23 protein-coding genes are annotated in these 23,258 nt (G+C 28.9%); 18 read left to right on the top strand and 5 right to left on the bottom strand.

Features of this window, described 5'->3' with window-relative positions; genetic code table 11:
* Nucleotides 1-2: 2 nt before the first annotated feature.
* From OWK30_RS10665 to lysS, 5 genes are all read right to left on the bottom strand, one after another.
* Nucleotides 3-266: a hypothetical protein gene (locus tag OWK30_RS10665; RefSeq protein ID WP_423326345.1), complete on the bottom strand. Its 264-nt coding sequence runs from the start codon at nucleotides 264-266 to the stop codon at nucleotides 3-5.
* Nucleotides 263-1,207: a peptidylprolyl isomerase gene (locus tag OWK30_RS10660; RefSeq protein ID WP_423326344.1), complete on the bottom strand. Its 945-nt coding sequence runs from the start codon at nucleotides 1,205-1,207 to the stop codon at nucleotides 263-265. Before OWK30_RS10660 ends, OWK30_RS10665 begins: the two co-directional genes overlap by 4 nt.
* Nucleotides 1,208-1,421: 214 nt before the next feature.
* Nucleotides 1,422-2,555 (bottom strand): RsmB/NOP family class I SAM-dependent RNA methyltransferase, encoded by a 1,134-nt coding sequence (locus OWK30_RS10655; protein ID WP_423326342.1) that lies wholly within the window; start codon nucleotides 2,553-2,555, stop codon nucleotides 1,422-1,424.
* 2 nt (nucleotides 2,556-2,557) lie between these two features.
* On the bottom strand, nucleotides 2,558-3,469 hold the full coding sequence (locus OWK30_RS10650) for a GGDEF domain-containing protein (RefSeq protein ID WP_423326340.1): 912 nt from the start codon (nucleotides 3,467-3,469) through the stop codon (nucleotides 2,558-2,560).
* Nucleotides 3,469-4,935 (bottom strand): lysine--tRNA ligase, encoded by a 1,467-nt coding sequence (gene lysS, locus OWK30_RS10645; RefSeq protein ID WP_423326338.1) that lies wholly within the window; start codon nucleotides 4,933-4,935, stop codon nucleotides 3,469-3,471. The genes OWK30_RS10650 and lysS overlap by 1 nt, the downstream gene beginning before the upstream one ends.
* Before the next feature lie 119 nt (nucleotides 4,936-5,054).
* Between lysS and mnmA the strand changes: the two genes are divergently transcribed.
* The 18 genes from mnmA to OWK30_RS10555 all read left to right on the top strand — a co-directional run bounded on the left by mnmA (nucleotide 5,055) and on the right by OWK30_RS10555 (nucleotide 23,224).
* Nucleotides 5,055-6,089: a tRNA 2-thiouridine(34) synthase MnmA gene (mnmA, locus tag OWK30_RS10640; protein ID WP_423326336.1), complete on the top strand. Its 1,035-nt coding sequence runs from the start codon at nucleotides 5,055-5,057 to the stop codon at nucleotides 6,087-6,089.
* 38 nt (nucleotides 6,090-6,127) lie between these two features.
* On the top strand, nucleotides 6,128-6,610 hold the full coding sequence (locus OWK30_RS10635) for a metallophosphoesterase (protein ID WP_423326334.1): 483 nt from the start codon (nucleotides 6,128-6,130) through the stop codon (nucleotides 6,608-6,610).
* A gap of 33 nt (nucleotides 6,611-6,643) precedes the next feature.
* Nucleotides 6,644-7,669, top strand: a complete 1,026-nt coding sequence (locus OWK30_RS10630) for a rod shape-determining protein (RefSeq protein WP_423326332.1) — start codon at nucleotides 6,644-6,646, stop codon at nucleotides 7,667-7,669.
* Nucleotides 7,670-7,728: 59 nt separating this feature from the next.
* Nucleotides 7,729-8,484, top strand: coding sequence for a rod shape-determining protein MreC (gene mreC / locus OWK30_RS10625; RefSeq protein ID WP_423326330.1), 756 nt, complete (start codon nucleotides 7,729-7,731; stop codon nucleotides 8,482-8,484).
* A gap of 410 nt (nucleotides 8,485-8,894) precedes the next feature.
* Nucleotides 8,895-10,706: a penicillin-binding protein 2 gene (mrdA, locus tag OWK30_RS10620; protein WP_423326328.1), complete on the top strand. Its 1,812-nt coding sequence runs from the start codon at nucleotides 8,895-8,897 to the stop codon at nucleotides 10,704-10,706.
* Nucleotides 10,690-11,799 carry a rod shape-determining protein RodA gene (gene rodA / locus OWK30_RS10615; RefSeq protein ID WP_423326326.1) on the top strand — a complete coding sequence of 370 codons (1,110 nt, stop codon included), beginning with the start codon at nucleotides 10,690-10,692 and terminating at the stop codon, nucleotides 11,797-11,799. Before mrdA ends, rodA begins: the two co-directional genes overlap by 17 nt.
* Entirely contained in the window at nucleotides 11,783-14,158 is a 2,376-nt protein-coding gene (locus OWK30_RS10610) for a TIGR03960 family B12-binding radical SAM protein (RefSeq protein ID WP_423326324.1), read from the top strand. The genes rodA and OWK30_RS10610 overlap by 17 nt, the downstream gene beginning before the upstream one ends.
* Nucleotides 14,159-14,173: 15 nt before the next feature.
* A complete protein-coding gene (locus OWK30_RS10605; RefSeq protein ID WP_423326322.1) occupies nucleotides 14,174-14,578 on the top strand; it encodes a Fur family transcriptional regulator in 405 nt (134 codons plus the stop codon).
* Between the two features lie 13 nt (nucleotides 14,579-14,591).
* Entirely contained in the window at nucleotides 14,592-14,699 is a 108-nt protein-coding gene (locus OWK30_RS10600; RefSeq protein ID WP_423326320.1) for an RCKP-type rubredoxin-like domain-containing protein, read from the top strand.
* A gap of 34 nt (nucleotides 14,700-14,733) precedes the next feature.
* Nucleotides 14,734-15,543 (top strand): TIGR02757 family protein, encoded by an 810-nt coding sequence (locus OWK30_RS10595; RefSeq protein ID WP_423326318.1) that lies wholly within the window; start codon nucleotides 14,734-14,736, stop codon nucleotides 15,541-15,543.
* 13 nt (nucleotides 15,544-15,556) lie between these two features.
* Nucleotides 15,557-15,874, top strand: coding sequence for a thioredoxin (trxA, locus tag OWK30_RS10590; protein WP_423326316.1), 318 nt, complete (start codon nucleotides 15,557-15,559; stop codon nucleotides 15,872-15,874).
* A gap of 14 nt (nucleotides 15,875-15,888) precedes the next feature.
* Nucleotides 15,889-16,080, top strand: a complete 192-nt coding sequence (locus OWK30_RS10585) for an FmdB family zinc ribbon protein (protein WP_423326314.1) — start codon at nucleotides 15,889-15,891, stop codon at nucleotides 16,078-16,080.
* Nucleotides 16,081-16,496: 416 nt separating this feature from the next.
* The gene (gene pyk, locus OWK30_RS10580) at nucleotides 16,497-17,918 is read left to right on the top strand and encodes a pyruvate kinase (RefSeq protein WP_423326312.1); all 1,422 of its coding nucleotides are present in this window, start codon (nucleotides 16,497-16,499) and stop codon (nucleotides 17,916-17,918) included.
* Between the two features lie 98 nt (nucleotides 17,919-18,016).
* Nucleotides 18,017-19,081: a butyrate kinase gene (gene buk / locus OWK30_RS10575; protein WP_423326310.1), complete on the top strand. Its 1,065-nt coding sequence runs from the start codon at nucleotides 18,017-18,019 to the stop codon at nucleotides 19,079-19,081.
* A complete protein-coding gene (locus OWK30_RS10570; protein WP_423326308.1) occupies nucleotides 19,062-20,591 on the top strand; it encodes a phosphate acyltransferase in 1,530 nt (509 codons plus the stop codon). Before buk ends, OWK30_RS10570 begins: the two co-directional genes overlap by 20 nt.
* 152 nt (nucleotides 20,592-20,743) lie before the next feature.
* The gene (locus OWK30_RS10565; RefSeq protein WP_423326306.1) at nucleotides 20,744-21,520 is read left to right on the top strand and encodes an amino acid ABC transporter permease; all 777 of its coding nucleotides are present in this window, start codon (nucleotides 20,744-20,746) and stop codon (nucleotides 21,518-21,520) included.
* A complete protein-coding gene (locus OWK30_RS10560; protein ID WP_423326304.1) occupies nucleotides 21,517-22,317 on the top strand; it encodes a transporter substrate-binding domain-containing protein in 801 nt (266 codons plus the stop codon). The genes OWK30_RS10565 and OWK30_RS10560 overlap by 4 nt, the downstream gene beginning before the upstream one ends.
* Before the next feature lie 31 nt (nucleotides 22,318-22,348).
* Nucleotides 22,349-23,224, top strand: coding sequence for an amino acid ABC transporter permease (locus OWK30_RS10555; RefSeq protein ID WP_423326302.1), 876 nt, complete (start codon nucleotides 22,349-22,351; stop codon nucleotides 23,222-23,224).
* Nucleotides 23,225-23,258: the final 34 nt, after the last annotated feature.

The raw sequence follows: 23,258 nt of genomic DNA, 5'->3' as shown, positions 1-23,258 counted from the left end.
GACTAGTTACTAAATCCTCTTAAAAGATAGTTTAATATTATTTTATATTCTTTATTGCTGAGATTTGCTCCTTTTTTCTGCATTCTATCTAAAACCGATATCCATTCTAATTTTGTAAGTTGTTTACCTTTAATAATATCAAGCGAATAATGGCATTTAGAACATTTTTTTACGGCGAGTTGTTCTGGGGTAACACCAGCAGTTTTTAAGGAAAAAATTGCATATAATATACCAAACATTATAATTATAAGTAAGTTAAATTTCATAAATATTTTTCAATTTTATCATTTTTACGCCATTTTCTAATTTTATCTTTTATTATATTTTCTAATTTATTATCTACTATTAACTGGGAAATTTGCTTTTTTACTTCTTCATAAGTCAGTGTTTTTCCCTTTTTATTTTCAATTACTTTTAAAATATGATAGCCAAATTTAGATTTGAATGGTTTACTAACTTTTCCTGTTTTGGTGGTGAATGCTATTTTCTCAAACTCAGGTACTGTTTTACCTTTTGTAATAAAACCTAAATCCCCACCGTTTTGAGCTGAAGCATCTTCAGAATATTTTTTTGCCAAATCTTCAAAGGATTCTCCTTTGTTAATTTTATTATATATTTCATTTATTAATTTTTTTGCATCTATATCACTTCTTTTTTTACCAGTTAAAATTATAATATGTTTTACATGGACACTATCTGGAGTTTTAAATTTATTTATGTTCTTATTGTAAAACTCTTTTTTTTCTACTTCTGTTACCTTAATATTGCTTTTAATTGCATCAATTTGTTTTCTAACCAGAATATTTTTTCTTATTTTATTTTTTAGTTCTTGTTCAGTTAAATTATTTCTTTTTAAAGCATCTTGAAACTCTTTTTCATTATTAAAACTTGATTTTAGTTCTGAAAGTTTTGTTTTAATATCTTTTTCGATGTTTTTGTAAGAAAATTTTTCAGAATGTTGAGCAAGTACTTCCCTATCAATTAGTTGGTCAACTATTTTTTCTTTAATTTCTCTAAATTGTGGGTTATTAAAGTCAACGCTGTTTGGTGCTATACCGTTTTTTAATAAAATCTCTGCAAAAACAGCATTTACTTCAGATTCATAAATTGGGGAACCGTTTACTTTAGCGATTATTTTGTTTTCTGCCATAACTAACGATGCTGCTATCATTAGCAATAAAAATACTAAAAATAGTACTTTTTTCATAATATCTCTCCTGATTTTACTTTTCATATAATAATCTGTTTCTCAGAAATATAATGACATTTAGTAATTTTAAAATCAAGCAAAAAGAAAAAATATTTTTCAGTTGGAACTGTTTTACTCTTTAAAAATTATAAGTTGAGAATGATGATCAACACTATATCTTTCATTTTATCATTTTATTACTATTTTTCTGTATGGTAGAAATGAGGAATGCTTAAATTGTTTTTTTGAAAATAGCGCCAAAAAATGAATCCATATCATTTTGTGCTGGAGATGTTTTGAAAAAGTTATTAACTATCAATTTAGAATAGTATTTAGGATCAAGAGATTCTGATACAGATATCAACTCAATTTTATTCTTATATTTTTTTAAAAAATAATCTACTTGCATTTCATTTTCGTCAACCAAAAAACTACATGTGACATATACTATATAACCGCCTTTTTTTGCTGCTTTTAGGGAATTATCAAAAATTTTGCGTTGTAATTCTATTTTTTTATTTAAAGAGTTTTCGGTTGTTCTAATGTTTAAATCTACGTCTCTACGCCAAGTCCCAAGCCCAGAACAAGGTGCATCCATTAATACAACATCGTAGTAAAAAGATTTTGGTTTTTTAGTTATATTTATTTTAGCATCAGTTAGTTTTGCTCTTTTTTTTAATATTTCTAATTTTTTTTTGTCAATGTCATAAGCATCAATATTTACACTATTGTAAAAATGACTTGCTAAAGAAAGAGATTTGCCGCCACTGCCTGCACAAATATCCAAAATATTGTTTCCTGGTTTTGCAGGTACTAAAAAGGTTATAATCTGGCTGGCTTCATCTTGTATTTCAAAATATCCTTTTTTAAATTTATTTAGAGTCTTAGCATTAATATGATTATCAAATTGTAATCCATAAGGTGAATACTCTGTAAATTTTAATTCGTATTTTTTTAATTTTTTTGAGTATTCCAAATAAAGCTTTTCTCGAGTTGTCTTTAACATATTTGCTCTAATAGTAAGAGGTGCACGCCTTAAAAAGAGCTTAAAATCTTTAGGATTAATACTAACTAAAATTTTTTTTGCTATTTCCTCATTAAAACCAAACAAAGTTACTAACGTATCTATATCTGGAGTAAACTCTTCAGATTTAAGTCTTGATATTTCATCAAATGTGATTTGGAAGTTTTGACTTCTCACATAACCTATATACCTTATACAGTCATATAGAAAGTCTGATAATTTTCTTCTTTCTTTAGAATTTAAATTTTGTTTTCTTATAAAATCATCTATTACTTTTCTGGCAAGAATTTTTTCATGATAAATTTTTTTTAAAAGTAAGCTTATTTGTTTAATTTTTTCCATATTTATTCAAGATAAGTGTATCTATTTCTTCCGTTATTTTTACTTTTATAAAGTGCCTTATCAGCTTTTTCTAGCATCTCTTTAGCAGATTTATAGCTATTTTTAAACTGTGTAAAACCAGCACTAAATGTAACCTTAAACACAAAGCTATTAAAATCGAAAATATGATTTGAGATAATGCGCATCAACTTGTCAAGATATTGTTTTGTACCTTCAAAAAGAGTATTTAATAAAATTACAGAAAATTCTTCTCCACCATAACGAGCAATAATATCAGATTTTCTTGAGTTAGCTACTAAGATATTAGCAAATTCTTTTAAAACTAAATCACCTACCAAATGTCCATATGTATCATTTACTTTTTTGAAGAAATCAATATCCATTATTATTACGGAAAAGCTTTTGCCGTATCTTTTAGCTTCCAAGAATGTTTTGTTTAGTGACTCTTGGAAATATGCATGGTTATACAATCCAGTGAGTCCATCTCTAATTGCAAGCTCTTCAATCCGTTCTTTTTCTTCTAATACGTTCGTTGAAGCTAAAGCAAGATCAAAGATTTTTTCATTTAATATTTGTATGTCATTAAGCTTTGATTTTAAGCATTGAAGAAGTGAAAAGAAAAAAGGGTGAAAGTGTTCATTTTCTAAAAAGCTTAAATTAATAAGAATTATATCTTTATTATTGATAAACTTTTTTGGTAGTTCGCCAATGTTATCGTATAAAATAATTACTAAATTTTCTTTTCTTAAAAGTATTTTTATTATATTTTGTAACCTATTATTATATTTTAAAATAATTATTTTATCACATAATTTTTCTGCTTCATAAATATTTTCTAAAAACTTCAATGATAAACTTTTGAAGATATTACTTTTTATTAAATATTTCTCTAAACCTTCTGTTACTAAATACATTATACCTCTTCAGGTCTCATATGTGGGAATAGAATTACTTCTCTAATTGAATTTTTATTTGTAAATATCATAACTAATCTGTCTATACCAAGTCCTTGACCAGCAGTAGGGGGTAATCCATACTCTAATGCTCTAATATAATCGTTATCCATCATATGAGCTTCTTCATCACCAGCTTCTTTAGCTTCTACTTGTTTTTGAAAACGTTCTTTTTGGTCTATAGGATCATTGAGTTCGTTAAAACCATTGGCAACTTCCATCCCTGCAATAAAAAGTTCAAATCTTTCTGTAATTTCAGGGTTATTATGTTTTGATTTAGCAAGTGGAGATACTTCTTTTGGATAATCTATAATAAATGTTGGTTGAACCAGTTTTTCTTCTACTGTTTTTTCGAAAATTTCAAGAACTATCTTTCCTAAGCCCCAATTTTTTTCAACTTTTATTCCAAGATTTTCTGCTAAAGATTTTGCCTTATTAAAGTCTTTCAAATCCTCTTTTTTAATATCTGTGTATTTTTCTATTGACTCTTCTAAAGTTAATTTATCCCAAGGAGGGGTTAAATCGATTTCATAATCACCGTATGTAATTTTAGTAGTACCAAGAACATTTTGAGCAATGGTAGATAACATATTCTCAGTAAATGACATTTGATCATAATAGTCTGCATATGCCATGTACCATTCCACCATGGTAAATTCTGGATTATGCTTTGTTGAAATACCTTCATTTCTAAAATTTTTATTAATTTCAAAGACTCTTTCAAGTCCTCCAATAACTAATCTTTTCAAATAAAGTTCTGGAGCTATTCTCAAGTAAAGTTTCATGTCAAGAGCATTGTGATGAGTAATGAATGGTTTTGCAGTCGCTCCACCAGCAATAGGTTGCATCATAGGTGTTTCAACTTCAATGAATTCATTCTCAATGAAATATTGCCTCATTTCCTGGATTATTTTACTTCTAGTTATGAAAAGTTGCCTTATATCTTCGTTTACAATCAAATCAACATATCTTAATCTATATCTTTTTTCTACATCTTTTAAACCGTGCCATTTTTCAGGTAAGTCTCTCAAGGCCTTAGTAAGAATTTTGTAGTTTTCAGCAAATATAGTTAGTTCGCCTGTCTTAGTTTTAAAAAGATAACCAGATACACCTATAAAATCACCAATATCAGTTTTTTTGAAAACAGTATATTCTTCTTCACTTAAGTCTTTTTTAGAAATATATATCTGAATAGTTCCACTTCTATCTTTAATACCTATAAAGGCAGCCTTACCAAACTCTCTTATTGCCATAACACGACCAGCAACAGTGACTCTGTATTTTTTTTCCAATAACTCATCGTTTGAAGAATTTATATATTTTTCTTTAATATAAGATATTTTAAATGGAACTTTAAATGAGCTTACATATGGGTTTATACCCATCGCTTTTAAGTCATTTAATTTTTCAATTCTGTGGTTATCCATAAATTTTTCACTCCTTTTTTATTTTTTTTGAAAATCATTATTGCATTTTTATTTTTTTTTCAATAGTTATGTTTTGAAAAATATAATAACTTGAGAATGAAATTAAAACAAGGTGAATTATGAGTAAAAAAGTTTTAGTTGCAATGAGTGGTGGTGTTGACAGTTCTGTTGCTGCGTATAAAATGTTAGAAAAAGGTTTTGATGTTGTTGGCGTTACACTAAAACTATTTGATGGTCCTACTCAATTTATAGATGATGCAAGAAAAGTAGCGGAGAAGCTTGGGATAGAATGGTATTATGCTGACTATAGTAGTCATTTTAAAGAGGTTATATCATATTTTATAAATAGTTATCGAAAAGGGGAAACACCAAATCCATGTGCTTTTTGCAATAAAAATGCAAAGTTTGTTTATCTCTTCAATGAAATGCAAAAAAACAAAGCTGAAATGATTGTGACTGGGCATTATGCAAAAGTTGTTGAAAAAGATGGTTTAAAATATATTGGTAAAGCTAAAAACTTGAAAAAGGATCAATCTTATTACTTGGCATTGCTGGATAATTTCCAAGTAAATTTATTATATTTTCCACATGGAGATGTAGAATCTAAAGATGAAGTTAGAGAATTAGCTAATAAAATAGGGTTAAAAGTAGCTTCCAAAAAAGATAGTCAGGAAGTTTGTTTTTTATGTGGCAAAGATTATAGAGAATTTTTAAAGGAAAGGATTGATTCTAAAAGGTTTAAGAAGGGGTATTTGATTTATAATGGTAAAAAGATGAGACAACATGAAGGGATAGAATTTTTTACCATAGGACAAAGAAGGGGCTTAGGCCTCAATTATCATGAACCATTATATGTTACAAATATTGATGCAAACAGTGGAAATGTTTATTTAGCAAAAAAAGATAATGTTTTTAAAAGATGTGTAAAATTGAAAAATGTAAATATTATAAACGAAAGGAAAAGAATATTTAAAGCAAAAGCAAAAATAAGGTATAGGATGGAAGAAGCTGATTGTATGGTGGAAATTTTACCTGAAAATAAAGCAATAATTCTATTTGATGAACCACAATTTGCACCAACAAAAGGACAGGTTGTTGCCATTTATCAAGATGATTTGGTTTTGGGAGGTGGTTTTATTTATGACGTTTTTTAATATTCTTTCTAAGATAATTATACTACTAGGAGTATATTATGAAGGTGGGACTTATTTCTGATAGCCATGATAATATAACTAATATGAAGAAATGTATAAGCTACCTGAATAGCTGTGGAGTAGATTTTGTTTTTCATTGTGGAGATATAGTTTCTCCTTTCACGATAAAGATTATGAATGAATTGAAATGTGATTATAGGGTGGTCTTTGGAAACAATGATGGTGAATGGTTATTTCTAAAACAGGCTTCAGATAATAGAATTTTTAAACCGCCATATTTATTTGAGTTTGACCAAAAAAAATTTTTATTGTTACATGAAGGTGATATTGCAATGTTAATTGACAAAAGTGTTGATTTTGTTTTTTACGGTCATACCCACGTAAAGTATAAGTTTTATAAAAACGGACAACTTATTGTTAATCCCGGGGCATTATCAGGTTATATGGCTGAATCAGCCACTTTTGCGGTTTTGGATACCAAAGAATTGAATGTAGAGTTTATAGATGTTGATACAATTTAAAAAGTTTGATATAGTTCACTTCGGAGGTGAATAATGATTTTTAATAAAATTTTTGATATATTCTCTAACGACTTAGCCATAGATTTGGGGACAGCAAATACGTTGATTTATGTGAGAGGAAAAGGTGTTGTATGTAATGAACCATCTGTTGTTGCAATAAATAACAATACAGGTGAAATACTGGCAGTAGGTAATGAAGCAAAAAGTATGTTGGGTAGAACGCCAGCAAATATTGTGGCTATAAGACCCATGAAAGATGGTGTAATTGCAAATTTCGAAGTTACTGAAAAGATGCTTCGTTATTTTATACAGAAAGTTCATCATAGAAAGTCACTTGTAAGGCCAAGGATTGTTATTTGTATACCGTCTGGTGGTACTCAGGTTGAAAAAAGAGCTGTTAAAGATTCGGCAATACAAGCAGGTGCAAGAGAGGTTTATTTAATTGAAGAACCTATGGCTGCTGCTATTGGTGCTGGGCTACCAATACAAGAGCCTACTGGTAATATGATTGTAGATATTGGTGGGGGAACAACGGAAGTTGCAGTTATTTCTCTTTCTGGTATTGTATATGCAAATTCTGTTAGAGTAGGTGGAGATGAAATGGATGAGGCGATTGTTAATTATATAAAAAGAAAATATAATCTTTTGATAGGAACTAATGCTGCAGAGCAGATAAAGATGAAAATAGGTTCAGCTTTTAAGACAGAAGAAGAAATGAGCGTAGAAATTAAAGGGAGGGATTTAGTTACGGGGATACCTAAAACAATAGAAATTACTGATGATGAAGTAAGGGAAGCGTTGAATGATGCGGTAAGCAAGATTGTGGATGCAGTAAAGATTGCTTTAGAGAAAACTCCTCCAGAGCTTGCTGCTGACATAGTAGATAAAGGTATAGTTTTAACTGGAGGAGGAGCATTGTTAAAAGGATTAGATAAAAGGCTATCTGAGGAAACTGGATTACCGATAATTGTATCTGATGATCCTCTTACCGCCGTTGCTTTGGGTTCTGGAAAAGTTTTAGAGGAACTAGACTTATTAAGGAAAATTGCTATTGATTAATGTTTACCTTTAAAAAAAGATATTTTTTTTTATTTTTTATTTTACTTTTTATAATTTTTATGCAGTATGAAATGCCACAAACTTATAGGCCTATTAAAGGATTATTAGGAAATATTTTAAATCCTTTTATCTATTTAGCGGATAGTTCAATTGATTTCTCAGTGTCGACATTTGATAAATATATTGATTTAGTAAATGTTAAAGAAGAAAATAAAATTCTAAAAGATAAATTAGACAAATTAAGTTTTGAAAATATTAAGTTAAAAGAAAAGTTAAAAGAGCTTGATAGGCTAAAAAAACTTCTCAATTTTAAAGAAGCTTTTGAATTTGATACAATAGCATGTAATGTGATTGGTAGAAACAATTATGGTCTAATTAGATATATAATAATTGATAGAGGCAGTGATGATGGATTAGATAAAGATATGCCTGTAATAAGCAGTAAAGGACTTGTTGGAAAAGTAGTTGAATTATATAAGAATAGCGCAAAAGTTAAAATTATTCTTGATAGAAGCTTGAAAGTTGCTGTTATGAATTTTAACACAAGAGAAACTGGTTTTGTGTCTGGCACCGATTATGGTTTACTAGAAGTAGATTTTTATTCAAATATTGGTAAAGTTAATATAGGAGATTTGTTTATAACATCAGGCTTAGGAATGCTTTACCCAAAAGGGCTACCTGTTGGAATTGTTGTAAAATATGATAATGAAGATTATGGCCTTTTTAAAAAGGTTTATTTAAAACCTATAGTGAATTTTTATAAATTAGAAAATGTATTGGTTATCTTGAAAAATGAAAAAACTCAAAACAATTAGTAAGTTCTTATCTTTATTGCTTTTTTTTTATATAATTACTAATGTGTTTGATGGTTTTCTAAGTTTAATACAATATCCATTTTTAATTTTAATTGCTTCTAAAAGGATAGATATTATCAATGTAAACGAAATTGATATACTGTTATCTTTATTTTCAGACTATATTAACGATTTTTTCTTTGGGGTTAGTTTGTTATTTTTTTTATTTTTAAAATTTTTATTCTCAAGATATCTTAATTTATTTTATAATCAAAAATATTATATTTTTATTGGTAAATTAACAGTACTATTAGTCTTTCTTGGATTTGTTTTTTTGTATTATCATAATAGCAATATAAAATTATTGCTTGTAGTTTTATTGATAAATTCTATTTGCATGTTTTTGTTAAATTTCGTTTTGGAGAAATATCTTGTTTAAAGCATTAGATGATAGAGTAAACACTATTTTTAATAAAAGGTTATTATTGTACTCGATAGTATTTTTCTTATTTTTTTTAAGTGTTGTTGCAAAACTTTTTTATTTGCAGGTAATTAAATATAAAAAATATAAAAATTTATCTGAGAATAATCGAATCAGAATTTTAAGAATTAAGGCTGACAGGGGTTTTATTAAAGATAGAAATGGTATTTTGCTTGTTACAAACCAGCCCAGTTATAATCTTATGGCTACTAAATCTGATATAAAAGATCTTGATAAACTTTTATTAAGATTGAAAAGAATAATTAATATTGACGAGAATTTAATTCGTAAGAGATATAAAAAAGCGTATTATTATAGTACATTTATGATTTATAGAGGCTTGAAAAAACAACAATTGAGTTATCTCCTAGAACATCATGAACAATTTCCTGGAGTAAAGCTAGATGTGGATACTGTTAGATTTTACAATGATAGTAAGAGTTTGAGTCATATAATTGGCTATATGGGGGAAGTTACAGAGTTTGATTTGAAGAAAAATAAAGGATATCGTTCAGGTGATTTGATTGGAAAGTCAGGTGTGGAAAAAATATATGAAAATGAGCTTAGAGGAATTGATGGTGCAAGACAGGTTGAAGTTGATAGTTTGGGTTTTGTATCAAAAGAATTATCTGTTAAAAAGCCCATTAAAGGTAAAAATATTGTACTAAGTATTGATTATAACTTGCAAAAGTCAGTTAAAAATATCTTTAGTGATAAAGTTGGTGGTGTAGTAATAATGAATGTACAAACAGGGAGGATTTTGGCTCTTTACTCTTCTCCTACTTATGACTTGAATAAGTTTGTACCTTTTATAAAAAAGGATGATTGGGATAAAATTATATCTAATCCTTATAAACCATTGACAAACAGAGTGATAGAAGATGCATATCCTCCTGGATCTGTTTTTAAAATATTAATGGCTTACATTGGGCTGAATGAAGGGGTTATTACTTTCAATACTAAGTATTTCTGTGGCGGCAAACTGGAATTTAATGGATATAAGTATGGCTGTTGGAAAAGAAGTGGACATGGTAGTTTGGACTTACATGATGCTATTGTTCAATCCTGTGATGTTTACTTTTATAATGTGGGACTTGCTTTAGGTATAAATAAAATTTCTGAGTATGCAATAAATTTCAATTTGGGGAAGAAGACAGGCATAGATTTACCTAATGAGAAATCAGGGATATTTCCTACAAGAGAATGGAAAAGAAAACGTTTTCATCAGCCATGGTATCCAGGAGAAACAATTATTGTTTCTATTGGGCAAGGATACATTACTACCACACCTATTCAGATAGCTGCAATGTTGACGGCTCTATTTAACGGTGGAATAGTTTTTAAACCAACAGTAGTTTATGGCTTTGAAGATAGAGGTTTTATTGAAAAGAAAGTAGAAATCAATAATAGACTAAATATTAACAAAGTATATGCTAATAAAATCTTAGATGCTTTATATGATACAGTTTATTCGAAACATGCAACAGGTTATAGAGCGAGAGTAAGTAAAATAAAAATAGGTGGTAAAACAGGAACTGCACAGGTGATATCATTGAAAAAGTTTAAGGATAAAGATGATAGTGAAATTCCATGGAAGTATAGAGATCATTCTTGGTTTGCAGGTATTGTTCCTGTCGATTCTCCAAAATATGTGATTGTTGCTTTTGTAGAACATGGCGGCTCTGGCAGTAAAGGAGCGGCCCCTGTAGTTGGTGCTATTGCAAATAAATTGGTGGATTTAGGTTATGTTTCAATTAAATAAAAAACATTTTAAATATTTTGATTATATTTTAACATTATTAGTAGTTCTAATTTCTATTTTTGGTGTTATAGCTATATATTCTGCTTCATATGATTTAAATACTAACAGTTTTAAAAGTTTTTATCTAAAACAAATAATTTGGATTACTATTGGAATCATATGCTATTTTTTATTTACATTTATTAATTATAGGTTTTTATTAAAATATTCTCATATTTTTTACTATATCAGTTTACTTGTTCTAGGGATTGTTCTTATTAAAGGGCATATTGGAATGGGTGCGCAAAGATGGATTAATATAGGTGGATTTAGATTACAGCCTTCAGAATTTATTAAAGTTGTATGGATATTGTTCTTAGCAAAAAAATTTAGTACCCACGAAATATACTATTTTACTTTTTTAGATATTTTTAAAAAAGTATTATTTCTTGCACCTATTTTTATATTAATTTTTTTACAACCTGATTTAGGAACTGCTCTTATATATGTATTTCTTTGGGGAATTGCTCTTCTTTATTGTGGAGTTAGAAAATATACGGTATTTGTTACAATTATACTTGTATTAATAAGTTTACCTATAGGGTGGAGTCAACTTAAGGATTATCAAAAAAAACGTATAATAACTTTTTTGTATCCAGAAAAAGATCCTTTTGGAGCTGGCTATCATGTTATACAGTCTAAAATTGCTATTGGATCAGGTGGTTTAAAAGGAAAAGGCTTTTTAAAGGGTACACAATCACATTTGAGATTTTTACCAGAAAGACATACAGATTTTATTTTTTCTCTAATAAATGAAGAGTTTGGTTTCTTTGGTGGTATAACAGTTTTAACTTTCATTTTTTTTATTATATTCAAAATCTTATATATTGGTTTAATTGTAAAAGAGCCAGGAGGAAAGATTGTTTGTTTACTTGGAGCTTCATTGATCTTTTTTCAGACATTTGTAAATAGTGCTATGACTGTTGGATTGATGCCAGTTGTGGGTATTCCTATGCCTTTTGTTAGTTATGGTGGATCATCAATTATAACATTTTTTACATTATCGGGAATAATAAACTCAATATCAATGAGGAGATATGACATTGTCAGTTGATAGGAATAAATTATTAATGGTTAGTAAACCGTTACGTTATTTAGGCGGTGAACTGAATTCAGTTTTAAAGGAGAGTTATAAGTTACACTTTTGTTTGTCGTTTCCCGATGTTTATGAAGTTGGAATGTCTCACTATGGATTTAAGCTTTTGTATGAAAAGCTAAATGAAGGCAGCCAAATAGCATGTGAGAGATTTTTTATGCCATGGATAGATGCTATTGATCGTTTTGGTAATGGAATTTTTGTTTCTTTAGAAACAAAAACTCCTTTAAAACAATTTGATATTATAGGATTTTCTCTTCAATATGAACTTTCTTATACAAATCTTTTATATATTTTAAAGATGTCTGATATTCCAATATTCTCTAGAAATAGAAAAGATAATGATCCTATAATTATTGCAGGTGGACCCTGTGTAGTAAATCCAGCACCTTTAAAAGATTTTATCGATGTTTTTTTTATTGGGGAAATGGAAGAAGAGCTTGTAAAAATTTTAGGAGATTTTAGTAGAGGTCTATATACTAGCAGAAGAGAGAAGTTAGAATTTTTTAATGAGTTTGATTTTACTTATGTTCCACAAGTACAAAGCGATAAAAAAGTAATAAAAAAGGTTTTTACAGAATTTCCATCGGAAGGTTATTGTAATAAGCCAATTGTTCCAAACTTTTCTGTTGTTCAAGATAGAGTTAGTTTGGAAATTAGTAGAGGTTGTACAAGGGGGTGTCGCTTTTGTCAGGCAGGATTCATTTACCGTCCAGTAAGGGAACGAAAGATTACTGATTTAATAGAAAATGCTTTGAAACAAATAAGAAACTCTGGCTATTATGAGTTATCTTTTTTATCTCTTTCAGCAGCTGATTATTGTAATCTTGAAAATTTATTGACAGAAATGAATAACTATTTATCTGACAAAAGTGTTTCTATTAGTTTACCATCTATAAGGGCAGATCAAATAAAAAAATTTATTTTTAGAGAATTATCTAAAGTAAGAAAATCAGGCTTTACAATTGCTCCAGAGGCTGGATCTCAAAGATTAAGAAATAGTATCAATAAAAATTTGACTGAAGAAGAAATAATTAATGCAGTTGAACTAGCTCATAAAAGTGGATTTAATCATGCAAAGCTTTATTTTATGATAGGTTTACCGTTTGAAACTGATGAGGATGTTGTTTCAATTACAACACTTGCAGGAAAGATTAAGAGGGTGGTTGATAAAAAATTTGATATAACAGTTTCTGTTTCAAATTTTGTTCCTAAACCTTTCACCCCCTATCAGTGGATAGGTCAAGACCGTTTTTTTTCTCTTAAAAGAAAGCAAGATATTTTAAAAAATGAAATGCGCAATAAAAAAATAAAACTAAAATTACATAATATTGGTCAGAGTGTGTTAGAGGCTTGTTTTTCACGTGGAGGAGTTGAATTGACTAATGTACTTAATGATGCTGTAGAAGAAAGATTAATTTTTGATGGATGGTCTGAATTTTTTGACTTTGAAAAATGGAAAAATATTTTTGCAAGGAATGGATTAGATATTTTTGAATATGCTTGTAAAAAATATAGTTTTAATGAAAAGTTACCTTGGGAAAATATTGATGTGGGGCTAGAAAAAAATTTTTTAATAAATGAGTTAAAAAAAGCTGAAGGTAGTATAATTACTGAAGATTGTAGATTTAATAAGTGTACAGGTTGTGGAGTTTGTGATTTTAAAAAAATAAAAAATATTTTTTCAAAAGAAGAGTCTATAGTTGTTAGAAAAAGAAAAAAAGAAAATTATAAAAGCTATTTAATTAGATTTGAAAAGAAAGGGGATGCTATCTTTTATTCGGCTCTTGATACTTCTAGATATTTCCAGCATATACTTACAATAAATGATATTGAGTTACAATTTAGTTATGGTTTTAATCCGCAACCAAAGATTAACTACATTTATCCCCTCCCTCTGGGAATTGGTGGAGAAAATGAGATTTTAATAGTGGAATGCAATAAACTTTTAGATGTTGAAAAGACAATTATTAAATTAAACGATAACTTGAGGTCAGGTTTTAAAATAAAATCAATTAATGAATATAGAGGTGAAAATTTTGATAGCTGTATTCAGGTGTTTGAGTTTGATAGTATTACAGAAAAAATTTTTTCATCAATTTTACTTGAGGGTAAAAACTATTATGAGAAAGTAACTAAAAAAGGTAAGAAGAAAATATTATATATTGATAACTATTTGGTACATAAAGATGTACGAAGAGTAGTGTTGAAAATATCTCCTATGGGTGGATTTAATTTACTTGAATTTTTTAAATTTTGGGATTATAATATTTCTAAATTAGAAATTATTAGAACAAACATATATCCAGCAAAATAACTTTAGGAGTTGCTTATGTTTAAAGATAAAGCTGTTGAGGCTATGAAAAAAGCAGGATTTAAATTGACAAAGCCAAGAATGTGGATTGTTGAGTATTTAGATGGTAATAAAAATCATCCTTCTGCAATAGAAATATATGATGATCTTAGAAGGCAGAATAAGCAATTTTCGTTCGCAACCATTTATAATACTCTTGATACTCTGGTGAAATCTAAAGCTGTTAAACAGATAAATGTGGATCCAAACTGTAGTAGATTTGATCCTGATACAAGTGATCACGGACATTTTGTATGTAGAGTTTGTAAAAAAGTTTATGATTTAGAATCTGTTAGCCTTGATTACGATAAAATGATAATAGCTGAAATTGACCATATTGATATAACAATTTCTGGAGTTTGTAAAAACTGTAAAAAACAGTAATAAGGAGGTTTAAATGGCAGTTTTTAAATGTAAAGAATGTGGTTATGAAAAAGAGGGTAGATGTAAACCAAGAAAATGTCCTGAATGTGGTGCTCAGAACAGTTTTGAGAAGAAAGAATAGTGAATTTATATAGGAGGGGTTCCCTCCTTTTTATATGAAATCTTTTTTAAATTTGATTTATAAAAAATACAATAAAAAGGAGTTTATTGGTTCTGATCCTATTTTATACCCTCATAAATTACCAGGTAATAAGGAGTTTGTTGCATTTGTTTCTTCAGTGTTTGCCTATGGTAAAGTCAGTTTGATTCAGAGGTTTTTAGATCAATTTTTTACAGAATATGGGGTAGATCCTTTTGTAAATAAAGTTAAAAAGAATATATACTACAGATTTCAAAATAAGAACGATATCTTTATTTTCTATCAGTTTTTACATAAAGTATACACAGATTATGGATCATTGTATAATTATTTTATAAGGCAATCAGATGATATTGAAATAGCTTATGAAAAACTTAGAAGCGATTTTTTCAGTTATATTGACAATAAAAAAACAAAAGGTCTGATATTTTTAATGCCTGATATAAATAAGTCAGCAGCTAAAAGAATTAGAATGTTTTTTAGGTGGATGGTTAGGAAAGATGAAATAGATTTTGGGTTGTGGTCAGGATACAGTTCAAAAAGACTGAAAGCTCCTTTGGATATTCATATATTGACATATTCATATAATTGCAATATTATATGTAATAAAAAAAATAATAGAAGCAATATGGAAAAAATAACTGAGTTTTTTAGGGGTATAGATGAAAATGATCCTGTAAAATATGATTTTGCTATTACAAGACTTGGAATGATTTATAAATGTAAATATACAAAATCTGAGTCGTGTGATTTTTGTGAATGGAAAAACAGCTGCTTTCTAATTGACAATTATAAGAGAAGTTATATATTATCTATGAATATTTGAAGGAGGTTAAAATATGGCTTTGAATTTTACAGAAGAAAATTTCCAAAAAGAGGTATTGGAAAGTGATATTCCAGTTTTGGTGGATTTTTGGGCAGTTTGGTGTGGACCATGTAAGATGCTTGCACCTACAATAGACCAACTTGCTACTGAATTAGAAGGTAAGGTTAAAGTTGGTAAGGTGAATGTTGATGAGAACCAAGGTCTTGCTGCAAGATATGGTATTATGAGTATTCCGACTGTTATGATATTTAAAGATGGTAAAGTTGTAGAGCAGTTCATAGGAGTTCAACCAAAAGGTGTATATATTGATGCATTAAATAAATATTTATAAAGAGGTGGCACTATATGCCAATATATGAGTACAGATGTAAAGAATGTGGAAAAGAATTTACAAAACTTGTTTTTAGGCTTAACGATGAAGTAGAATGTCCGCACTGCAAAAGTAAAAATGTTGAGAAACTGATATCAACAATTTCATCAATCTCTGGTGGTAGTGGTGGGTCATCATGTAGTGGTGGCCCAAGTGGGTTTAGCTGAGCTTAATCATATGCGTCAGGCTGACGCATATGAAAATGCCCCTAATTGGGGCATTTTTTATTATATAGTATTCACGACTAGTGGAAAATAGTTCTTTAAGAAAGTTTTCAGTGTATAGTTTATGAAAAACAAGAAGTTTCTGCTTATGCACTACATGGTGACAATGTTATTTTCTTCATTGCTAGAACATAAACGAATAAAGGATTTAATTTTGGGGAAGTAAAAGCGTATACTTTCTTATATATTCTTTTAAAGTGTTTAAAAATAGAGGATTTTCTTTGAGAAAATAATTATAAATTGTTTATTATTAACTAGTTGCTGCATTTTATGTGGAAACTAGTTTAGCCTAGTTTTTCATTGATACCTCTCTCTTTTCAGTATATTATTATAGTAAAGCTGAGTGTTCGGGAGTAAAAATGAAGAAAACAAAAATTGTTGCCACAGTAGGACCATCCACAGAAAAACCAGAAATTATTGAGACATTAATAGAAGTTGGAGTTGATGTTTTTAGATTTAATTTTTCACATGGAAACTATGAAAAACATTTAAAGTTGTTGAAAATGATTAGGAGTATTTCTAAACAGAAAAATACATATATTGCTACCCTTATGGATTTATCTGGACCAAAATTAAGACTAGGTGAGATAAAAGAACCTATACCTGTGAGAATAGGGGATGTAGTAAAAATAGTGTATGGTAACTTTGTTGGTGAAGGAAAAACTATACCATTGCCTGTTAAAGAAGTTTTTGAAACTATTAAAGTTGATGATTATTTTTATATTGCAGATGGAACCGTTAAGCTTAGAGTGTTAGAAAAAGGAGAAGATTATATAGTTTCTGAAATTCTATCTGCTGGTATTATTTCGTCAAGAAAAGGGCTTAATTTACCAAATGTGGATTTAAACTTATCTGCCCTTACGGATAAAGATAAAAAAGATATTGAATTTGGAATAAAAGCAGGATTTGATATAGTAGCATTATCTTTTGTTAGAACAAAACATGATGTTCTACTTGCAAAAAAAATTATTAAAGAGAATGGAGGGGATGTACCGCTTTTTGCAAAAATAGAAAAAAATGAGGCTATTACTAATATTGATGAGATTATAGAAGTTAGTGATGGAGTAATGGTTGCGAGAGGTGATCTAGGCATTGAAATAGATATGGAAAGAGTACCAATAGTTCAAAAGATGATAATAAAAAAGGCGAATGAAGCTGCAAAGCCTGTAATAACAGCTACACAGATGTTAACATCTATGATTAAGCATTCTAGACCAACTAGAGCTGAAGTATCAGATATTGCAAATGCAGTACTTGATGGTACCGATGCAGTAATGCTTTCAGATGAAACCACTATTGGTAATTTTCCTATAGATGCAGTAAATGTTATGGTAAAAACCATAGAAGAAACAGAGAAAATTTACCCTTTTTACAAATTTAATGATTTGACTAATCATAGAAAAATTAGTAGTGCAATTGCTCAAACAGCGGTTAAATTGGCTAAAGAATTAAAAGCAAACGGTATTGTAGTCTTTACAAAAAGTGGTGCAAGTGTAAGAAGGGTATCAATAGCAAGGCCAAAATGTCCAATCTATGCTGTAGCTACTAATGAGAAAGTGTTAAGACAATTAGCTATCTGTTGGGGTGTAACAAACTATATGATCAGTAAAGATACTGATAATGCAGATGAATTACTAGTGGAATTTTTAAAAGCAACCTCTAAAACTTTTCAACCTGATAACGTATTTATTGCAACTATAGGCTATCCTGCTGGTGTTCCTGGAACAACAAATATGATAAGAACAATAAGAAAAGATGATTATGATTATTTTTTAAAGTGATTTTATCAAAAAACTTATAAAGTTTTTATAATAAAAGTATCAGTACGATAAAGATTTAGTTTTTTTATATATAATGTAATTAAACCTAAGGAGCTTTTATGAATATTTTAGCAATTGATCCAGGTTCTACATCTACAAAAATAGGTATATATTTTGATGGAAAGATATATAGATCAAAAGTAGAACATTTAGATGAAAATTTCTTAAAATTAAAGAATGTCATAGAACAAAAGGATTTCAGATTTGATCATATTAAAAGATACTTAAAAGAAAGTACATTTGAAGATATAAACTTTGATGCTATTGTTGCTCGAGGTGGATTAGTAAAGAATATAGAAGGTGGAGTGTATATAGTTAATGAAAAACTGATTGAAGATTTAAAGAATGGCATAAATGGTGAACATCCTGCAAACTTAGGTGGAATTTTAGCAAGTGAATTTTCAAACATATATAATTGTCCAGCTTTTATAGTGGATCCACCAATTATTGACGAAATGTGGGATATAGCAAAAATTACTGGAGTAAGTTCAATAACAAGAAAAAGTAAATTCCATGCATTGAATCATAAAGAAGTGGCAAGATATATTGCAAAAGAAAAATTAAGAAAAAATTACGATGATTCTATATTAATTGTAGCTCATATGGGTGGAGGTATAACTATAGGGCTCCACTATTATGGAAAAGTAGTTGATGTAAATAATGGTCTTGATGGTGACGGTCCTTTTGCTATTGAAAGGGCTGGGACACTGCCTGTGGATGGTATTGTTGAATATTTAAAAAACGAAAATATTACCCCAGATGACTTTTTAAAAATAATCATAAAGTCATCTGGATTTTATTCACATTTAAAAACAAAAGATATGATTGAAGTAGAAAATATGATTAGATATGGTGATAATAAGGCGAAAAAGGTTTTGGATGCTTTTGTGTATAATATTTCTAAGGAAATTGGTGGGTTGTTTGCTGCAGCTAAAGGAAAAATTGATGGAATTGTTCTTACTGGGGGGTTAGCAAATAGTAAACTTATTGTGGAAAAAATAAAAAATTATGTTGGTTTTATGTCAGAAATATACGTAGTTCCTGGAGAATATGAAATTGAAGCATTAATAAATGGTGCTATAAGGGTTTTAAAAGGGGAAGATAATGCCAAGATATATGAGTAAAGACGACTATGATAATATAGGGAAAAATATTAAGAAAATTTTAGTAAATAAAGGTATAGATAAGTCAGAACTTGCGAAATTATTAAGTATCAGTGAAAAAGAAGTAGATAATATTTTAACAAATAAACTTCAGCCATCGGTTTCTCAACTTCTAAAATTATCTGCTTTTTTTAATGTTGACATTGCAACAATCTTGTTTGGTGAGTCTTATGAAAAAAAGAAAATTGTAAAAACAACACCTAATGAAAGAGTTGTAGTTAAAAGGAAAAATTATCTGATTTATGAAAGTCTTGCACCAAAATATTCAGGTAAAGCTATAGAACCTTTTATTGTAGATATTTATAAAACAAAGGATTATTTAGTTGATGAAAGTGTCCACAATGGAGAAGAATTTATTTATGTTGTTGAAGGAAAAATTAAAATGATTATTGATGGAAAAGAGTACTTTTTAACGGAAGGTGATACTATTTATTTTGATTCATCTTTAAGACACAGGATTGAGTCAATAACTGAAAAATCTAAAATTTTTGCTGCATTATATTATGGTACTTCAATGCTTTTAAAAACAAAAGGTAAAAAAATGAAAGATTTAATACAAGCTGCAAAAATAATAACCCCTCAAAATATTGTGGTAATTAATCCAGATAAATCATCTATTGATGCTATCAATAAAGCGGTAGCGGAAGGGATTATAAACAAAGTATTTCTTGTGGGTGATAGAGTAACATTAGAAGAAAATCTTAGTGATTACCTTATTTTTCAAAAGCATTATATATATGAACATATTGATAACAACGAAAATTACTTCCAAAATTGTACTCTAAAAGGTATCGAGCTTATCAATAGAGGCGAAGTTGATTTTATAATGAAAGGGAATATTAATACCGCTTCAATGCTAAAAGTAATACTAAATAAGAAAACCGGTATTCCCTCTGGACGGAGATTAAGTCTTGTAAGTATTTTTGAGCTGTATGATAGAGAAAAATTTATATTGCTCACTGATCCTGCTATAAATACAGAGCTTTTTCCTGAAGGTAAAATAGATTTAAGTGTTGATATTATTAATAATGCCATAGATGTAGCAAAAGCTATCGGAATTTCTGATATAAAAGTTGCTCTTCTTGAGGCAAATGAGATACCAACAGAAAAAATACCTTCAACAATTTTAGATCAGGAATTGACAAAATTAAAATGGGACGATGCTATTGTTTATGGTCCACTTTCTTATGATCTTGCATTGTATTATGATGCAGTAGAAAAGAAAGGGTTAAAAGATAATCCTGTGGCTGGAAATGCCGATATTCTGGTGGTGCCACATATTGAGGCTGGAAACTTTCTTTATAAGTCTTGGGCAATGACAATGGGTGCAGATGTCGCAAATGTAGTTGTTGGTGCAAAAGTACCAATTGTTATCACATCAAGAAGTGACAGTGATATGGTAAAGTTTCTAACTATTTGTGCCAACGCGATTTTTGCTAATTATTTAAGTGTAAAAAATAGAAATCACTGACTTGAGGACAATAGCTGATTATTTACTATTAAACACGTATAATAAAATATTTCCCAAAAAGATTTTCCTTATTTAAAAATACCAAAACAGGTAATGCGTATGATAAATTTAGTACTTTTATTTTTATCTATTTTTGGTTATATTACTATTAAATGAGAAAAAAAGTTATCGAGCTAGTTTTTTTTGGTATTTTCTTTTTCCTATTATTTTTTTTCCTCTTCCAAGGAGCTACATCTTTAGGATATAACTGGCAGTGGTTTCGCATATTTAAATTTTTTCTAATAGTTAATGATGGTAAAATAATTTTAGGCCCATTTTTAAAAGGACTTTTTGTAACGTTTCAGATTTCTTTATTATCTTTTATTTTAACTAGTATTTTGGGTTTTGCATTTGGTATTTTTAGAGTGGTTAACTCTTTTGTTGCAAGACTTTTGGGGTATTTTTATGTGGAAGTATTTAGAAATACTCCTTTAATAATCCAAATATTCTTTTTTTATTTTGTAATTGCTCCAGTTTTTAATATTTCCGGGTTTTGGTCAGCAGTAATTGCATTGAGTTTTTTTGAAGGTGCTTATGCTTGCGAAATAGTTAGAGCTGGGATTGAGTCCGTAGATAAAGGTCAATGGGAAGGGTCTTTTAGCCTTGGATTAAACAAAACAAAAACCATGTATTACATTATTATACCGCAAGCAATCAAAAAGGTTATATTACCCCTAACCAATATTTTTATTTCATTGATCAAAGATTCAGCATTAGTGAGTGTTATAGCCGTTTATGACTTAACAATGCAAGCACAAAAAGCAATTTCTGAGACATTTATGACTTTCGAAATTTGGCTTACAGTAGCATTTACTTATTTTATTATAAATGTTATAATTTCAATGACATTAAAACTGCTAAGTTATAAAATGAAATGGGGTGATGCATGAAATTTTCTAAAAAGACATGTATGATGTTAATTATATTTTTGTTAATGTTTAACAGGTTATTTGCGTTAGAAGGTACTCTTGATAAAATATTGAAGAAAGGAGTCCTAAAAGTAGGTATGTCTACATTTGTTCCATGGGCGATGTATGATAAGAATGGAAAGCTTATTGGTTTTGAGATTGATGTTGCGAGACGTTTGGCTAAAGATATGGGAGTTAAAGTTCAATTTATTCCGACCAAATGGTCGGGTATCATTCCAGCATTATTAACAGGTAAATTTGATATTATTATTGGAGGTATGAGTATTACTCCACAAAGAGCTTTAAAAGTAAATTTTTCTATTCCGTATGATTATTCTGGAATGTCAATTGTTGCAAATAAAAGTAAAGCAAAAGGATTTAGCTCTTTAGAAGATTTTAATAAAGAGGATGTTATAATTGCTGTTCGTATAGGTACGACTGCTGAAGTGGCTGCTAGAAGATATATACCTAAGGCAACAATAAAACTATTTGATGACGAATCACAGGCTATTCAAGAGCTTCTTTTAGGAAGAGCTCATGCTGTTGTAGCTTCAGCTCCAATGCCGGCATTTCAAGCAATAAAACATTCTGATAAATTATTTTTACCCGTCACAGAAACTTTTACTAAAGAGCCTATCGGTTTTGCTATTAGGAAAGGGGATTTGGATTTTTTAAACTTCTTAAATAGTTGGATAACATATGTAAGAGCAGAAGGGTTTTTGAAGGAGAAAAAGCATTATTGGTTTTATACAAGAGATTGGGAAAAGTTGATTAAATGATGAATTTGTAAATTAATTTACAATATATAAAATGAAATACAAACTAAATGTTACTAAAGTTGATGTTTTTTTAACAATTTTGATATTATTTTTAATATGGTTTTTTTTCCATAGAATAGATAATTATCTTGATTATCAGTGGCAGTGGGGATCTGTTTTTCAATATTTTTTTGTGGTGGAAGAGGGGCAAATTAAAGCTAATGTGTTAGTCGTTGGTATCTTAAATACATTAAAAATCAGTATTTACTCCATAATACTATCTACAATTTTTGGATTTATTATGGGGATATTTAAGAGCTCAAAGAATCTTTTTTTCAGATTAATAAGTATATTATATGTGGAATCTATAAGAAATATCCCTTCTATAGTTGTTATTTTTGTAGTTTATTATTTTTTAGGAGATCAAATAATAAATGCTCTGGGGTTAGATGATTTTTTTATAAATTTAGATGACAGGTATAATTTTCTGCTTCATTTCTTTTTTGTCCCGAAAGATAAAATTTCAGTTTTTTTAGTTGGAATAATTGCTCTTTCTTTATATGAAGGAGCGTATATAACTGAAATGGTAAGAGGGGCTATAAAATCCGTTGATAAAGGTCAGATTGATGCATCTAAAAGTTTAGGATTAAATAAATTACAGCGGTTGAGATATATTGAGTTTCCTCAGGTATTACCGCTATTAATACCGCCACTGACAGGCCAAATGGTTTCCACTATAAAAGATTCTGCTATATTATCGGTCATATCTATACCTGAGTTGACTTTTCAGGGGATGGAGCTTATGGCATCCACTTATTTGGTTTTTGAAATCTGGATAGTTATTACTCTTATATATTTAGTAATAAATGCAATTTTATCACATATAACTAGGTATTTGGAAGTTAAATTTAAAACACATAGAGTTTAAAGTTTTTTATTCGTAATATAGACTCCTAAAATCG

The sequence above is a fragment of the Deferribacter abyssi genome, from assembly GCF_049472655.1.
Lineage (GTDB): Bacteria > Chrysiogenota > Deferribacteres > Deferribacterales > Deferribacteraceae > Deferribacter > Deferribacter abyssi.
The sequence above is the reverse complement of the archived record's forward strand: the minus strand, read 5'-3'. Positions and strand labels throughout refer to the sequence as shown.

Bases quoted from the DNA above. Each gene is read 5' to 3' on its own strand.
- OWK30_RS10665 (WP_423326345.1), bottom strand. From the start codon at position 266: ATGAAATTTAACTTACTTATAATTATAATGTTTGGTATATTATATGCA.
- OWK30_RS10610 (WP_423326324.1), top strand. From the start codon at position 11,783: ATGACATTGTCAGTTGATAGGAATAAATTATTAATGGTTAGTAAACCG.
- mnmA (WP_423326336.1), top strand. From the start codon at position 5,055: ATGAGTAAAAAAGTTTTAGTTGCAATGAGTGGTGGTGTTGACAGTTCT.
- buk (WP_423326310.1), top strand. From the start codon at position 18,017: ATGAATATTTTAGCAATTGATCCAGGTTCTACATCTACAAAAATAGGT.
- OWK30_RS10635 (WP_423326334.1), top strand. From the start codon at position 6,128: ATGAAGGTGGGACTTATTTCTGATAGCCATGATAATATAACTAATATG.
- OWK30_RS10655 (WP_423326342.1), bottom strand. From the start codon at position 2,555: ATGGAAAAAATTAAACAAATAAGCTTACTTTTAAAAAAAATTTATCAT.
- OWK30_RS10560 (WP_423326304.1), top strand. From the start codon at position 21,517: ATGAAATTTTCTAAAAAGACATGTATGATGTTAATTATATTTTTGTTA.
- lysS (WP_423326338.1), bottom strand. From the start codon at position 4,935: ATGGATAACCACAGAATTGAAAAATTAAATGACTTAAAAGCGATGGGT.
- OWK30_RS10600 (WP_423326320.1), top strand. From the start codon at position 14,592: ATGGCAGTTTTTAAATGTAAAGAATGTGGTTATGAAAAAGAGGGTAGA.
- OWK30_RS10605 (WP_423326322.1), top strand. From the start codon at position 14,174: ATGTTTAAAGATAAAGCTGTTGAGGCTATGAAAAAAGCAGGATTTAAA.
- OWK30_RS10630 (WP_423326332.1), top strand. From the start codon at position 6,644: ATGATTTTTAATAAAATTTTTGATATATTCTCTAACGACTTAGCCATA.
- OWK30_RS10595 (WP_423326318.1), top strand. From the start codon at position 14,734: ATGAAATCTTTTTTAAATTTGATTTATAAAAAATACAATAAAAAGGAG.
- OWK30_RS10570 (WP_423326308.1), top strand. From the start codon at position 19,062: ATGCCAAGATATATGAGTAAAGACGACTATGATAATATAGGGAAAAAT.
- mreC (WP_423326330.1), top strand. From the start codon at position 7,729: ATGCAGTATGAAATGCCACAAACTTATAGGCCTATTAAAGGATTATTA.
- trxA (WP_423326316.1), top strand. From the start codon at position 15,557: ATGGCTTTGAATTTTACAGAAGAAAATTTCCAAAAAGAGGTATTGGAA.
- pyk (WP_423326312.1), top strand. From the start codon at position 16,497: ATGAAGAAAACAAAAATTGTTGCCACAGTAGGACCATCCACAGAAAAA.
- OWK30_RS10660 (WP_423326344.1), bottom strand. From the start codon at position 1,207: ATGAAAAAAGTACTATTTTTAGTATTTTTATTGCTAATGATAGCAGCA.
- OWK30_RS10650 (WP_423326340.1), bottom strand. From the start codon at position 3,469: ATGTATTTAGTAACAGAAGGTTTAGAGAAATATTTAATAAAAAGTAAT.
- rodA (WP_423326326.1), top strand. From the start codon at position 10,690: ATGTTTCAATTAAATAAAAAACATTTTAAATATTTTGATTATATTTTA.
- OWK30_RS10565 (WP_423326306.1), top strand. From the start codon at position 20,744: ATGAGAAAAAAAGTTATCGAGCTAGTTTTTTTTGGTATTTTCTTTTTC.
- OWK30_RS10555 (WP_423326302.1), top strand. From the start codon at position 22,349: ATGAAATACAAACTAAATGTTACTAAAGTTGATGTTTTTTTAACAATT.
- OWK30_RS10585 (WP_423326314.1), top strand. From the start codon at position 15,889: ATGCCAATATATGAGTACAGATGTAAAGAATGTGGAAAAGAATTTACA.